Genomic DNA, 14170 nt, shown 5'->3' on the forward strand with positions numbered 1-14170 from the left:
AATTTTGATATGACACTTTTGTGGGGATGGAATAAAACGCTTCAAGGGCAAACACAAAATATTTTTATATTTTTGCGCTCTTTTTAAGCAAACCTCATCAAAGTTTAGACACTCAATTCAATCTGAGGTATTTTGCTGCATCAACTCGAAGTGATTTGTTTCAGCGTTAAAGCTCAAATGTTGTACATCGGCATTCGGCAAAATAATATTCAGGCTGTTGGGCAAACCCGCATGTAAACGATAAGACGTTGCCGTTCCCGCATGAATATCCAGCACAGGATGCGATACCCCAAGTTGATAAATCTGATTCAAATCATAAACGGCAGCATGGTGTAGATGCCCATGTAAGAGTCCATTTAAACCATGCTGGCTCCATTGCTCCAACGCAATACGACCAAGCATTGGGCAGTCTTTCACACCATGACTATGGTCTGGCGGAGTATAAAAAGGCTGATGCGCGGCGATCAGTTTAATTTTGTGTGCAGGTGCTTGCTGCAACTTCAGGTCAATCTCTTGAATTTGGTTCAGTGAAATATGCCCTCGTGTGTGGTAACGCCGACGAATACTATTCACCCCAATGACATAAAAGCGTTCAGTTTCCAACGTGTTTTCCACCCCCCCAAAAAACAGTTGATAACGTGCAAAGGGGCTGAAAAAACGATTCCACACATGGTACAGCGGAATATCATGATTCCCTGGCACCACCAAATACGGCAGCTTTAAACTGTCTAAAAACTGCCGACAAGCATAAAACTGAATAAACCGTGCGCGCTGGGTCAAGTCCCCACTGACCACCACTGCTTCAAAAGGGTGTTCCTCACATAACTGACGAATGGCCTGCAAACAGACTTCGCGTTCGGTCCCAAAATGTAAATCCGACAAATGTAAAATCATGCGGGAACCATGACATTCAGCGCATGCTTACGTACTGTAATTTTCAGCGGTGGTGTCATCGTGACAATTTCTCCATCTACCGCAACCGTGAGCTTATTGCGCTTTGAATGAACAATCACTTCATCTGCTGCAAAGCTATAGACATCGGAAGCCTGATCCAAATTGCCTTTAATCAACTGCCATAAGGTCTTGAACAAAGTCCGCTTATCACTTTTTGCTACTACCACGCCCGCCACTTTGCCTGCTTCCGCCGCCTCGGCAATACGTAGTTTCATTTCAGCAAGTTGAAGTTGGTTATTGCCAAAGAAAATCAATGACGTTTTCACTGGATAGCGTTGTCCATCGACTTCTACTTCAAGTTTTAACTCTTTACGGTCGCGGATGAGAACATCCAATGCTGAGGTATACGCATGCAATGGAAAGCGCCCAAAATGCTTATTAAACTGTTCTCTTTTTTGAATAAATAAAGGATAAAGCCCTAAACTGGCATTGTTCAAATAGATATGTTGATTCAGCTGTGCCACATGTACAGAACGTGGCTGCCCTTCACTAATTGTTTTGGCCGCATCTAATAAATCCAACGGAATATTCAACACTCGCGCAACATAGTTAAATGTACCTAGAGGCAAGATCCCCATAGGAATATCCGTTCCCATCAATTTAGATGCAACTGCATTTAAAGTTCCGTCACCACCTGCAGCAACCACGACCCCTACATTCTCCGCTTGACGATGACGTAGTAAAATATCTTGCATCATCTGATCAAAGTTGATGCACTCACTTAACTCAAATGACTGTATTTCAAAACCCGCAGTACTCAAATCTGCTACCAACTGTTCATACACTTCATCTTTATTTGCAGCATGAAAACCTGATTTTTTATTATAAATAAGTGATAAAGGTTTGAGTTGTTCTGACATTTTGCACCTAAATTTGAAGTAATTGCTCTATTTTTGTCCAAATATTCAACACTTAACAGTTTTGTTATGTAAAATTCAAATGACTACCATTTATTTAATCAATAATAAATCTCAATCACAAAATAAATGCAAGCATATGATTTTAATACTAATATCTTAAATGAATAATCCTCATAAATATAATAAATACACAAAATAAAAGCAAGAAATCTAACCAAACTATTGTTTTTTAATAATTAAAATGAAGCAACTCCATCGAACTGTTCATAATTTAGATACGCCTTTGGTCTTATTTTTTTTATCAAATTATGCTTTAATACAGCCACTTTTTTTTCATCTTTTCATCTCTGCAGTAAATTTTATTGCTGAGATTGTACTTTGTACAAACGTGTACATATTTGAGATAGGCCTCACCATGACCCAAGTGAACGCACCAGAATTCGTTCGTCACCCTAAGCTTATTGCGTGGGTGGAAGAAATTGCAAAATTAACAAAACCAGCGAAAATTGAATGGTGTGACGGCAGCGAAGAAGAATATCAACGTTATATCAACTTGATGATCGCTAACGGCACAATGCAAGCGCTTAACCAAGAAACGCATCCTGGTTCTTATCTTGCTAATTCTGATCCTTCTGACGTTGCTCGTGTTGAAGGTCGTACTTACATCTGCTCTGAAAAACAAGAAGATGCTGGTGCAACAAACAACTGGGAAGAGCCTGCTGAAATGCGTGCCCGCCTAAATGGTTTGTTTGACGGTTCAATGGCAGGTCGTACTTTATATGTAGTACCGTTCTCTATGGGCCCATTGGGTTCTCATATTGCGCACATTGGTATCGAATTAACTGACTCTCCATATGTAGCAGTTAGCATGTCTAAAATGGCTCGCATGGGTAAAGCTGTTTATGACGTTCTTGGTACAGACGGTGAATTTATTCCTTGCGTACATACTGTTGGTGCGCCGCTTGCTGATGGCGAAAAAGATGTTGCATGGCCTTGCAACCATGAAAAATACATCGTGCATTACCCAGAAACACGTGAAATCTGGTCTTACGGTTCTGGTTACGGCGGTAACGCATTGTTAGGTAAAAAATGCTTAGCTTTACGTATTGCGTCTTCTATGGGTCGTCAACAAGGTTGGTTAGCAGAACATATGCTGATTCTTGGTGTGACTAATCCTCAAGGTGAAAAACACTACATCGCAGCAGCATTCCCTTCTGCTTGTGGTAAAACAAACTTCGCAATGTTGATTCCACCAGCAGGCTACGAAGGTTGGAAAATTGAAACTGTTGGTGACGATATTGCTTGGATCAAACCAGGTGAAGACGGTCGCTTATACGCAATCAACCCAGAAGCAGGCTTCTTCGGTGTAGCGCCTGGTACAAATACCAAGACCAACCCGAACTGCATGGCAACATTGACTAAAGATGTCATCTATACCAACGTTGCGGTAACTGACAATGGTGAAGTATGGTGGGAAGGTCTAACTAAAGAAGCACCTGCTAACCTGACCAACTGGAAAGGTCAACCTCACACTGGCGCAGAAAAAGCGGCTCATCCAAATGCGCGCTTCACTGTTTCAGCTGGTCAATGTCCTTCTATTGATGCTGACTGGGAAAATCCAGCCGGTGTTCCAATTTCAGCGTTCATCTTTGGTGGTCGCCGTGCGGACACAGTGCCTCTAATTTCAGAAGCATTTGACTGGGTAGATGGTGTTTACAAAGCTGCAACTATGGGCTCTGAAACAACTGCAGCTGCCGTTGGCCAACAAGGTATTGTTCGTCGTGACCCATTCGCAATGCTTCCATTTGCGGGTTACAACATGGCGGATTACTTCTCTCACTGGTTAGAGCTTGGTGAAGAAGTTGCAGCGAAAGCTAAAGCTGCGGGCAACAAACTTCCAGGCATCTACAACGTGAACTGGTTCCGTCGTGATGCTGAAGGCAACTTCGTATGGCCTGGTTTCGGTCAAAACATGCGTGTTCTTGAGTGGATTATTGACCGTTGTGAAGGCCGTGCTGATGCAGTTGAAACACCAATTGGTTTAGTTCCAACTTATGAACAGTTGAACTGGACAGGTTCTGACTTCACTAAAGCCCAATTTGACCTTGTGACTTCTCAAGACAAAGATCAATGGATCAAAGAGCTTGAAAGCCATACTGAGCTATTCGACAAACTTGGTGAACGCCTACCAGCTGCACTTAAAGCTCGCCAAAACGAACTTTTAGATGCTGTTAAGCAATATGCTTAATCTTTAAATTAAGCCAAAAAAGACCGCGTAAGCGGTCTTTTTTTAATCTATTTATAATTTTAAAACTTTATAACTCAACAAAAACTTATCAAGGGGTAATTCATGCTTAAAAAACTCACACTCACAATCGGTCTACTGGGCCTATCAAGCTTAGTCATGGCTCAAACAGAAGTAGCAACAACTCAGCCAGCACTTCATGTTTGCGCGATCAAAGGCACACCTGATTCAACTCAATTTGAAATCAAAAAGCGCATCAAAGTCGCTAAAGGCACTTATGGCAGTGTGGTTGAACTCTATCCGCGTTTTGCTGAACGTGCACATCAAGTCGGTGGTAACGTCGTCATTAACTACAATGCCAGCCAACGTTTTGGCTTTTGGCCTTGGCGTATTGTCCGCCCAGTTGTTTGGGGAACAGCTGTAAAATGGAAGACACCTGTAGACTGTAAACAGCTCGGCGGAATCGAAATTTAAATTTAAAAAAGCCGCGATAGCGGCTTTTTTAATAGAACGAAATTAAATGTAACCATGACACTCACTCAACACTATGCAGCATCCCCTTGCATACGACGCAGGTGTAAATCCTGCAAGTAGAGGTCTAAAGCTTGAGTTTCTAGTGCATCAAATTTTAAATACAGTTTAGTCCGTCGTTTTAAAATATCTTCACTGCTGACAGCCCACTCACGTTTCACCACATAATCCACTTCTTGCTGATACAAACCATGGCCAAAAGACTGCCCAAAAGTTTGTACATCTTTGTTCTCACCGAGCATATGCCACACTCGACTACCATAACTGTTTGCCCAACGATGCGCTGTTTGAGACTCTAGCCCTTTGATTTCATGCATCAACTCTGCACATAAAACCTCGACTGAACTAAAACCTTCCGCACCTGGGAGTTTTGCCTCAGCCGTCCATTCCGCTTTCATGTGTGGAAAATAACGTTTCAGCTGTAGCAAAGCCGCTTCCGCCAACTTGCGATAAGTCGTTAGCTTTCCACCATAAACAGATAACAATGGCGCTTCATCTGCAACAGGCTTAGACATCGCCAGTACATAATCACGTGTCACTTTAGAGGCTTGGGTACTTGCATCATCATACAGCGCCCTTACGCCTGCAAAGCTTGACATCACATCTCCTTGCTGTAATTGAAGCTTGAAATGGTCATTAATCACATCAATCAAATAAGCCGTTTCCTGCTCGGTAATATGGACATGATTTGCATCACCCTCAAACTCTACGTCCGTGGTACCAATCAGGCTGTATTCATCTAAATAAGGAATTACAAACACAATTCGTTGATCGTCATTTTGCAAAATAAATGCATGCTGTTCAGGGTATAAACGCTTCACAATGATATGGCTGCCCTGAACCAATCGAATGCCTGCCTTTGGTGTTTGGGACAGTTGTTGTTGAATAAAATCTGTGACCCATGCACCTGTTGCATTGACTAAGCTTCGAGCTTTAATTTGGTAGTGTTGTTTTTGATGCTCTAAGGTTAGGCACCACACCCCCTCCTGCTGAACCGCAGAAACACATCTCGTTTGTGTCCGAATTTGAGCCCCTAGCTCATGTGCTTGGATTGCATTAACCACCACCAAACGCGCATCATCCACAGTACAATCTGAATATTCGAAACCACGTTTAATCGTATCTTTTAACGGGCTATCGACATTAAAATGAACAAGCTCCGAGCCCTCTAATGTTTCTCGTTTTGCCAAATAATCATAGATAAATAAGCCTGAACGAATCAGCCATGCAGGGCGCAAATAAGGCAAATGCGGCATAATAAAACGCATAGGATGGATCAAATGTGGGGCTTTTTTTAACAGTACTTCACGCTCTAATAAAGCTTCACGCACCAAACGAAATTCTTTTTGTTCGAGATAACGCAATCCACCATGAATGAGCTTGCTACTGGCTGAAGACGTATGACTGGCTAAATCATCTTTTTCACAGACAAAAACACTTAAACCACGCCCTACAGCATCATTTGCAATGCCCACCCCATTGATGCCCGCGCCCACAACGGCAATATCATAAATGGCATCTGTGTCTTGCATATTCACCTCTCTCATTGAGTTATTGTGTTATTTTTGTTCTTCACGCTAAACTTAACATCAAAATCCAACCTTGTCATATTCCAAAGCCAGTCAAATCAGAGAAAATTCTTTACTATAAATAAATTAATACCCGCATCTATTTTTACAATTTAATTTTTAATTTTGACTATTCAGTGAAAAGTCGACTAATTTCCAAGCTAAAAAACACGTTCCTTTCTAAAAATCAACATTCACCATAAAATTAAAAATCACCATAACCCCTTGTATTTTAATTGACTATTCACACATTTAAAAATCACAAGGGTTTGTTCTAGATAAGTAAAATGATAATTTCCCATTAAAATAAAGATATTCATTAGAAAAACTTAACAGCATATAAATCATACCAGCATTTAGACTAAAGTCGAATGAAGTCCAAGAATAAGGGGCGTATAACGAAACAGAATTTTTTTGTTTAATCTTAAAATATATTGTTTTAACTTTTTCTATTTAAAAAGTTAAAAGATGTATTTTCCGAACTTCTCCTTGGGAAATTTTTGTGACTGATCTATCTCCCCAAACTGCTCCAGTAAGCATCGATAAAAAAACCCGTTTAAAATCGATTCTCGGTGGTTCAGCTGGCAACTTAGTTGAATGGTATGACTGGTATGTCTATGCCGCATTTACCTTATATTTCGCGCCACAGTTTTTCCCTGAAGGGGATGACACGGTAAAACTCTTACAAGCTGCAGCCGTCTTTGCACTGGGCTTCCTGATGCGTCCTATTGGCGCGTGGATCATGGGCATTTATGCAGACCGTAAAGGACGTAAATCAGGTCTTACCCTGTCTGTATCTTTAATGTGTGTAGGATCTTTGATTATTGCCTGTGCACCCACCTATGCCAGTGTGGGTATGCTCGCACCTGCCTTATTACTCTTTGCCCGTTTATTGCAAGGTTTAAGTGTCGGTGGAGAATATGGTTCAAGCGCAACCTATTTAACGGAAATGGCTGGAAAAAACCATCGTGGTTTCTTCTCTAGTTTTCAGTATGTGACTCTCATTTCAGGTCAGCTCTTGGCGCTGTGTGTGTTGATCATTTTACAACGCACCATGAGCGAAGCACAGTTATCTGAATGGGGCTGGCGTATTCCCTTCTTCATTGGTGCTGTACTTGCCATTGTGGTGTTCTGGATTCGTCGTGGTTTGGTTGAAACCCAATCTTCAAAAGATGCACAGGAACAGGCTAAAAATGGTGGCCCAAAATCTAGCGCACTTGCTTTATTTACCAAATATCCAAAGCAAGCATTCACTGTGATTATGCTAACTGCGGGTGGAACACTAGCATTCAACACCTTTACCACGTATTTACAAAAATACTTAGTCAACACCTCAGGTTTTGAGAAAACCACAGCCACAGAGATCACCACAGCAGCAATCTTTGTCTTCATGCTATTACAACCTGTGGTGGGCGCACTGTCTGATAAAATTGGTCGTAAACCAATTATGATCACTTTTGGTGTATTGGGTGTGCTATTCACAATTCCAATTTTCAATGGTCTAGGCTCAACCAGCAGCCCAACAACCGCATTCATGCTATGTATGAGCGGTATGGTAATTGTAACGGGTTATACCGCAATTAATGCCGTAGTCAAAGCAGAGCTCTTTCCAGCACATATTCGTGCACTAGGGGTTGCCCTACCTTATGCGATTGCCAATACCATCTTTGGTGGCACAGCAGAGCTTGTAGCGTTGAGTTTTAAAAATGCAGGAAATGAAAACTACTTCTTTTACTACATCACCTTCATGATTGGTTTATCTCTACTGACTTACATCTTTATGAAAGACACCAAAAAGCACAGTATGATTACCGATCATTGATGCTTAAAGTAAGTGTGTAAGTTAATAAGCTAGACATAAAAAATGCCTTCTCGAATGAAGGCATTTTTTATGTCTGATCAATTTTTTGCCGAAACTTGATTGATTGAAATATCGTGAATTACACCTGCGTATGGCATACTAAGAACAAGAATAATGTTAGGAACTTTTTATATGAAAAATACGTATAAACTTTTAGGCTTAAGCTGTATCGTTTTAGCAGTATCTGCATGTCAAAGCACGCCTCGCCAATACAATGGCAATGTTGGCTATCAAATTGAACATCAATCAGCGTCGAACGCTACCCTTGCTTATACGCTTGCTGCTCGTAAAAATCAGCAACTTGATGAAAATAAATTACAACGTGCTTGCCAAAAAGTTTTAGGTTCACAAAAGAATTATAAATTGGCGGTTTTAAGTATTAATGAAATTCCTAACACTGCAGCAGATGTTCCCGAATATGGCCGCCAAATTGGTCAAACTCGTGCCACTTTTGGCTTAAGCAATACACCTGACTTACACCAAGGTGAAAATATTGCAACACGCGAGTCACTTGAAGCACGCCCAAGCACACTGCATGTTGTGCGCTATACCTGCTCTTAATACCTTCATATAAAAAAGGGCTTAGTGCCCTTTTTGAGCATCTAACGTTCGATAAAAACTCACATTACGAAACTCTGGTGACTCATTTAGATCTGGCCAAGTTGTTGCACTACGCTCATCAAGCTTCATGTATTGCGGATGACTAAAATTTTTAACACGACTATCTGCCACCCAAACTTCAGGTGCAAACTTTAAAAACTCATCTAAAAAGAAACGATTGCATTGATCATATAAAACATCGGCAGCCAATAGAACATCAACTGGTTCCGATTGATACAAGTCATCCAAATACTCTAGCTCTACGTTATTGAGTTCCGCATTAGCACGGCAAGCATATAAACTCACTGCATCAATATCGCAACAAATCACACGTTTTGCACCCGCTATTTTGGCTGCAATCGCCACCACACCTGAACCTGCGCCAAAATCCAACACCACCTTATCTTTGACATGATGAGGCTCTGCCAGTAACCACTGCGCCATGGCTAGGCCTGAAGCCCAACAAAAGATCCAATATGGCGTTTCATTCCAAATGCGACGAATGATTTCATCATCCAGTTTATCGGTTGGAAATACGGGAGGAATGAGCCACAGGGAAATAGATGTTTCAGGAAGCTGTTGCGCAAGCAATTCACAGTGTGGAATCACTTCATGCAAGGCATGAAGTAAATGATCTGGGGCTTTGGGGAATTGGAAAGTACAGCTCATAAGTTGTTGAGTATTTTTATGCTTTTACTGCAGGATCTTGCAGCTAAGATTTGGATTGAGGAATTAGCCTTCGGCTAGACCTACTTTTGTTTTGGCAAAAGTAGGCAAAACCATGGTCATTCGCTGAACTCGTTAAACACCACCATCTATTTAAAAAGTCGCAGAAACATTCAATAAACAATAAAGTCTTAACTCAAACAACAGCGAATGACGTTTTCGTGTATCTAATACTGGCTTCAAGGCAGCATTAGACCACTTAAAATAATTAAGCTAAAGCTTTCTCAGCCGCTTCAACCGTTTGACGAATTAGTGTCGTAATCGTCATTGGGCCAACACCACCTGGAACAGGTGTGTACGCAGAAGCCACTTCTTCAATACCGACCAATTGAATGTCGCCTACCCCACCACCATCACGTGGATGGAAACCAGCATCAACAACTACTGCACCTTGTTTGATCCAATCTTTTTGAATCAATTCTGCCTTACCAACCGCGCCCACGATAATATCAGCTTGTTTCACAAAGTCAGCTAAGTTTTGAGTACGTGAGTGACAGATCGTTACGGTCGCATTGGCTTGAAGTAGCATCGCAGCCATTGGCTTACCTAAAATTGCAGAACGTCCTACAACGACAGCATGCTTTCCAGTAATTTCGATATTGTTTTCTTGCAAAATAGTCATAATACCTGCGGGTGTCGCAGAACCATACGCTGCCTCACCCATAGCCATACGACCAAAACCAAAACAAGTTACGCCATCCACATCTTTGGCAAGAGAGATTGCATCAAAACATGCACGCTCATCAATTTGTTCAGGCACTGGATGCTGAAGCAAAATACCGTGAACATCAGGATTGGCATTCAGTTTTTCAATTTCAGCCAACAATTGTTCAGTGGTGGTCTCTTTTGGCAGTTCAACTTTAAGTGAGTCCATACCAACACGACGGCAGGCATTTCCTTTCATACGAACATAAGTTGCAGATGCACCATCGTCACCCACCAAAATTGTCGCAAGAATTGGGGTACGACCTGATTTTGCTTTGAGCGCTTCAACGCGAGTTAACAAGTCAGCTTCAATTTGTTTTGCCAATGCACGACCATCTAAAACTAATGCCACGGCACATCTCCAAGTGTTGATATGAATCAATTTTGCACATAATACATGATAATTTTAAATATTTTTCGCTATATGCTGTTTTTATGCGCATACGAATGAAAGCACTATTGTTTTTTTTTCAGAGCTTGCTAATATACGCATCAACAAGACGCGGCGGGGTGGCAGAGTGGTCATGCAGCGGACTGCAACTCCGTGGACGCCGGTTCGATTCCGACCTCCGCCTCCATCTTGTTAAAGCCCGAGTGGTGAAATCGGTAGACACAGGGGATTTAAAATCCCCCGCCCACAAAGCGTGCCAGTTCGAGTCTGGCCTCGGGCACCATTCTTATACTTCTAAGTATGGTGCATATAAAGAACCCAGCGTTAAGCTGGTTTTTTTATGCCTACAGAAAAAGCATAATACAATGCACAAAAAAAAAGAGAGCACATTGACTCTCTTAAAAATAATATCTCATTCGTTTATCACGATAAGGGTGGTAATAAATAATGTTGCAGATCTTGTTCTAATTTTTCTTGAAAATGAGCTGGCTCAATAATTTTAATGTATGGAATCCAATAGCGCACCAAAGGTAAAAGTTGCATTTCATGGCAAATTTGACAATCAATTAACAAACCACCTGATGCATCTTCTAGTACGATTTGTTGCTCTGGCAATAATAGACGTTGCTTAAAATATAAGGCAACTTCAGGTCGCACCGATATTTTCACCGTTTGCTTATGCTTTGCAAACCAAATCCCCTCACTGAGCTCTAATTGGGTCAAAACTTCTAAATGGTGCTCGAAAAGCTCCGACTCATGTACAACCACTTGATCTATTTTACTTAAACGATAAGCACGTAATTCATCAGTTACAGCTGCGGCCAAATACCAACTTCCCTGATGATGAATTAAACGATACGGGTCAACATGGCGTAAACGATCATTATAAATAAAACTGATTTTTTGACGCTTATGAATCGCGCCCGCAAAAACCTGAAAATGTTCAGCAAATTGCTGTGCATTTTCATAATAATAACCTTTGGCAGAGAACACTTGATTTGCACGCTCATCAAGCAGGCCACGTAGAAAAGACATATCTAGAGATGGATAGAGCTCACCAATCCCAGAAAGCTGTGCAAAGTTCTGAATGTCTTGTAGCTTAAAGCGCCCAAGATAAACAGGATCTAAAAAGTACTTCTTGGTATATTCATCTTGAAGTAAAGGCAAATACGTATTGAGACGATCAAAATCTCGCTCTATCGTTCGCGTACTCACCTGAAATTCATGTGCTAGTTCTGCAACCCCTAATTGATATCCAGTATTTAATTTAGTCAAAATATTCGCTAAACGCTCCGCAAGGCGTTCATGTGTTGAAGCTTTACGCTTCATATTGCCCTCGCTGCACAATCAATGTTGTGTCTTTATTTATAGTTAAATGCCTAAGCATTATATTCAATATAAGTCACTGAATAATATTAAGTAAAAGACAAACGGTCAGCTTTCAAGCTATGTCATGTTTTTATCAAAAAAAAATCGATCAATGTTTTTTAGATTTCTTCTTCTTTACTACAGTTTGCTGATGCGCTAAACGCTCTATATAACGCTCAAAATGAATTAAAGCTTTATATAGCTTATGTAACTCATCAGGTAAAACACTATTATAGATAACCGCCTTATGCAAGCGCTTGAGCGCACGGAAACCATGCGCATGTGTATATGATGTCGATAAAATTTTCATGACAACCCTCTTTTCTGTTTTATTTTTCATTTAAAACCACGTAAATTTGTCAGGTTTAAATTTAGTTTCAAATTTACACCACGGTTTTGACAGGTTGTGTCGAACAGTTATCATTTTTTAATTTTTGTGAAATTATTTTCTGTTTTCAGTACATTATTTTTATTTTTTGGAAAAATTTTAGGCAAAAGAAAAGCCGACATGATGTCAGCTCTACTTTTTATACTCTAGAAATATTACAGGATTGTTACCACAACTTTACCCACGTGCTCACCCGTGTCCATGCAGGCATGCGCTGCTTGAATCTGATCAAACTCAAAAGTTTGATAAATCATCGGCAAGCAATCGCCTTTGGCCCATAACGGTGCCACATGATCTTGTAAACCTTGTGCAATCTCAGCCTTCTCAGCGGTATTTCGTGCACGCATGGTCGAACCTGTGATGGTTAAGCGCTTCATCATAATTTGCCCCAACTTAACCTCTTTGGCTTTTGCACCCCCTAAAAAGGCAATATAAACCAAACGTCCATCGCGGCGGAGCAAGTTCAAATTCTTTTCTAAATACGGTGCACCCACCATATCTAAAATGACATCAACACCAGCATTATCCGTTTTCTCATTGATCAGGTGTTCAAAGTCTTGGGTTTTATAATTGATGGCATCTGTCAAATTCGCAATGGCTTGTACTTTTTCATCGCTGCCGACGGTTGCAAAGGTTTTAATGCCCAATGCTTTACATAGCATGAGTGCCGTGGTGCCAATGCCACTGGTTCCACCATGTATTAACACCACTTCCCCTGCTTTGGCTTTACCCATTTGGAATACATTGGCCCAGACCGTGAAAAAAGTTTCAGGAATAGCCGCCGCTTCCACAAAGCTTACATTTTCTGGAATATGTAAAGTTTGACTTTGTGGAACTACACAATACTCGGCATAACCACCACCATTGGTCAAACCACAAACTTTATCGCCTAATTTAAACTGGGTAACTTCAGCTCCAACTGCAACGACTTCACCTGCAACCTCAAGCCCCGGCACTTGTGTTACCCCAGGCGGCATTGGATATAAACCTTGACGCTGTAAAATATCTGGACGGTTAATGCCAAACGCATGGACCTTAACCAAGACCTCATCTGCTTTTGCTTTAGGGATCGTCACTGTTTCATATGCCAGCTTATCCACACCACCTGGCTCTGTAATAATGACCTGTTGCATCGTTGTTTGTGACATGATTTATTCCTAACTCTTGCGATATTTTTCAAGTTTCATAGACCTATTTGATCATAGAAATAAATTGAAATGAATAACACCGTACTTATGTATAGTCTGAAGACTATTTTGCTGCGTGATAGCACTGATCATTGATAAAAAAAGCAAGCTGCGACATCAATACGACTGCACTCGACATCCCTCTCAAACATTACTTAGAACTAGTAAGGCCAGATGAAAAGCACAAGTATTCAGTTGCGTGGCTGATCAGGCAAAGACACAAACTGCATTAGAAATTTACGAACCAAAGGCAAAAACACCATAATCAGAGGAAACGCAATCAACCAAGATAAGCTCCAGCTTTTGAGCCAAAGATGGAAAAAATTATGCACTAAGCCTTTATTTAACAGTAAGTTAAAACCAGAAATAGAACCACTCATCAGGCCTGAAAGTAATAACGGCATTAACCAATTTAAATGTTTGATATGAATTTTGGGGAGCGTGTTGAACATAATCGACCTGAGTAAATAAAAATTAGCTTTGGCTTTGCGTTTTAACGGTTTGTTTTAAAGCTTTCATAAACTGTCCAAAATGGGGCATAAAATCTTTAAAGAGTGGAAGGTTTTTATGCTCTAGCATCACCTCACTAAAGAGCTTTAAACCAACAGTAAATGATTTCGCTGCTTCATCATCATCCAGCATTTGACTGTTTTGAATCACCTGTAACACTTTAAAAATATCGTCGTGGTTATAGGTGTTAAAACTCAAAGTATCAGTATAGGTCGACGGGTTGCCTTGAGCATCTGCAATGTGTTTGAGTGTGACTTCATAAGTATGTTGTTTCAT

At 40.8% G+C, this 14170-nt stretch carries 14 protein-coding genes and 2 tRNA genes; 6 read left to right on the plus strand and 10 right to left on the minus strand.

Going from position 1 to position 14170, the window contains the following annotated elements:
* Positions 1-117: 117 nt before the first annotated feature.
* Positions 118-894: a metallophosphoesterase family protein gene (locus AC4MC0_RS11965; protein ID WP_491887111.1), complete on the minus strand. Its 777-nt coding sequence runs from the start codon at positions 892-894 to the stop codon at positions 118-120.
* Positions 891-1814 carry a diacylglycerol/lipid kinase family protein gene (locus tag AC4MC0_RS11970; RefSeq protein ID WP_419275048.1) on the minus strand — a complete coding sequence of 308 codons (924 nt, stop codon included), beginning with the start codon at positions 1812-1814 and terminating at the stop codon, positions 891-893. The genes AC4MC0_RS11965 and AC4MC0_RS11970 overlap by 4 nt, the downstream gene beginning before the upstream one ends.
* Before the next feature lie 415 nt (positions 1815-2229).
* Here AC4MC0_RS11970 and AC4MC0_RS11975 point away from each other — a divergent pair, with 415 nt between their 5' ends.
* Positions 2230-4062, plus strand: a complete 1833-nt coding sequence (locus AC4MC0_RS11975; protein WP_078425451.1) for a phosphoenolpyruvate carboxykinase (GTP) — start codon at positions 2230-2232, stop codon at positions 4060-4062.
* A gap of 102 nt (positions 4063-4164) precedes the next feature.
* Positions 4165-4533: a hypothetical protein gene (locus AC4MC0_RS11980; protein WP_078390144.1), complete on the plus strand. Its 369-nt coding sequence runs from the start codon at positions 4165-4167 to the stop codon at positions 4531-4533.
* 71 nt (positions 4534-4604) lie between these two features.
* Here the strand turns inward: AC4MC0_RS11980 and glpD are convergent, their stop codons facing one another.
* On the minus strand, positions 4605-6122 hold the full coding sequence (gene glpD / locus AC4MC0_RS11985) for a glycerol-3-phosphate dehydrogenase (RefSeq protein ID WP_419275050.1): 1518 nt from the start codon (positions 6120-6122) through the stop codon (positions 4605-4607).
* Positions 6123-6660: 538 nt separating this feature from the next.
* Here glpD and AC4MC0_RS11990 point away from each other — a divergent pair.
* Positions 6661-7980, plus strand: a complete 1320-nt coding sequence (locus AC4MC0_RS11990; RefSeq protein WP_491887112.1) for an MFS transporter — start codon at positions 6661-6663, stop codon at positions 7978-7980.
* A 171-nt stretch (positions 7981-8151) separates the two neighbouring features.
* Positions 8152-8580: a hypothetical protein gene (locus tag AC4MC0_RS11995; RefSeq protein ID WP_333655789.1), complete on the plus strand. Its 429-nt coding sequence runs from the start codon at positions 8152-8154 to the stop codon at positions 8578-8580.
* A 21-nt stretch (positions 8581-8601) separates the two neighbouring features.
* Here the strand turns inward: AC4MC0_RS11995 and AC4MC0_RS12000 are convergent, their stop codons facing one another.
* Positions 8602-9288, minus strand: a complete 687-nt coding sequence (locus AC4MC0_RS12000; protein WP_333655785.1) for a class I SAM-dependent methyltransferase — start codon at positions 9286-9288, stop codon at positions 8602-8604.
* A gap of 265 nt (positions 9289-9553) precedes the next feature.
* Positions 9554-10402: a bifunctional methylenetetrahydrofolate dehydrogenase/methenyltetrahydrofolate cyclohydrolase FolD gene (gene folD, locus AC4MC0_RS12005; protein WP_201706233.1), complete on the minus strand. Its 849-nt coding sequence runs from the start codon at positions 10400-10402 to the stop codon at positions 9554-9556.
* 152 nt (positions 10403-10554) lie between these two features.
* Here folD and AC4MC0_RS12010 point away from each other — a divergent pair.
* Positions 10555-10628 (plus strand) — tRNA-Cys (locus AC4MC0_RS12010).
* 10 nt (positions 10629-10638) lie between these two features.
* Positions 10639-10724: transfer RNA gene (locus AC4MC0_RS12015), tRNA-Leu, on the plus strand.
* A 140-nt stretch (positions 10725-10864) separates the two neighbouring features.
* Here the strand turns inward: AC4MC0_RS12015 and AC4MC0_RS12020 are convergent.
* The 5 genes from AC4MC0_RS12020 to AC4MC0_RS12040 form a co-directional block, all read right to left on the minus strand.
* Entirely contained in the window at positions 10865-11770 is a 906-nt protein-coding gene (locus AC4MC0_RS12020) for a helix-turn-helix transcriptional regulator (protein WP_004694351.1), read from the minus strand.
* 148 nt (positions 11771-11918) lie between these two features.
* Positions 11919-12149, minus strand: a complete 231-nt coding sequence (locus tag AC4MC0_RS12025) for a hypothetical protein (RefSeq protein WP_406935408.1) — start codon at positions 12147-12149, stop codon at positions 11919-11921.
* 203 nt (positions 12150-12352) lie between these two features.
* Complete coding sequence (locus AC4MC0_RS12030; protein WP_004694354.1) at positions 12353-13345, minus strand: NAD(P)H-quinone oxidoreductase; 993 nt, start codon at positions 13343-13345, stop codon at positions 12353-12355.
* A gap of 230 nt (positions 13346-13575) precedes the next feature.
* Positions 13576-13836, minus strand: a complete 261-nt coding sequence (locus AC4MC0_RS12035) for a DUF2798 domain-containing protein (protein ID WP_004694355.1) — start codon at positions 13834-13836, stop codon at positions 13576-13578.
* A 22-nt stretch (positions 13837-13858) separates the two neighbouring features.
* Positions 13859-14170, minus strand: a complete 312-nt coding sequence (locus AC4MC0_RS12040) for a DUF3861 domain-containing protein (protein WP_491887113.1) — start codon at positions 14168-14170, stop codon at positions 13859-13861.

The organism is Acinetobacter sp. CAU_H_S139_7 (genome assembly GCF_058599305.1).

What these genes read in the sequence shown, in the direction of transcription:
- AC4MC0_RS11965 (WP_491887111.1), bottom strand. Translation starts at nt 894, where the DNA reads ATGATTTTACATTTGTCGGATTTACATTTTGGGACCGAACGCGAAGTC.
- AC4MC0_RS11970 (WP_419275048.1), bottom strand. Translation starts at nt 1,814, where the DNA reads ATGTCAGAACAACTCAAACCTTTATCACTTATTTATAATAAAAAATCA.
- AC4MC0_RS11975 (WP_078425451.1), top strand. Translation starts at nt 2,230, where the DNA reads ATGACCCAAGTGAACGCACCAGAATTCGTTCGTCACCCTAAGCTTATT.
- AC4MC0_RS11980 (WP_078390144.1), top strand. Translation starts at nt 4,165, where the DNA reads ATGCTTAAAAAACTCACACTCACAATCGGTCTACTGGGCCTATCAAGC.
- glpD (WP_419275050.1), bottom strand. Translation starts at nt 6,122, where the DNA reads ATGCAAGACACAGATGCCATTTATGATATTGCCGTTGTGGGCGCGGGC.
- AC4MC0_RS11995 (WP_333655789.1), top strand. Translation starts at nt 8,152, where the DNA reads ATGAAAAATACGTATAAACTTTTAGGCTTAAGCTGTATCGTTTTAGCA.
- AC4MC0_RS12000 (WP_333655785.1), bottom strand. Translation starts at nt 9,288, where the DNA reads ATGAGCTGTACTTTCCAATTCCCCAAAGCCCCAGATCATTTACTTCAT.
- AC4MC0_RS12020 (WP_004694351.1), bottom strand. Translation starts at nt 11,770, where the DNA reads ATGAAGCGTAAAGCTTCAACACATGAACGCCTTGCGGAGCGTTTAGCG.
- AC4MC0_RS12025 (WP_406935408.1), bottom strand. Translation starts at nt 12,149, where the DNA reads ATGAAAAATAAAACAGAAAAGAGGGTTGTCATGAAAATTTTATCGACA.
- AC4MC0_RS12030 (WP_004694354.1), bottom strand. Translation starts at nt 13,345, where the DNA reads ATGTCACAAACAACGATGCAACAGGTCATTATTACAGAGCCAGGTGGT.
- AC4MC0_RS12035 (WP_004694355.1), bottom strand. Translation starts at nt 13,836, where the DNA reads ATGTTCAACACGCTCCCCAAAATTCATATCAAACATTTAAATTGGTTA.
- AC4MC0_RS12040 (WP_491887113.1), bottom strand. Translation starts at nt 14,170, where the DNA reads ATGAAACAACATACTTATGAAGTCACACTCAAACACATTGCAGATGCT.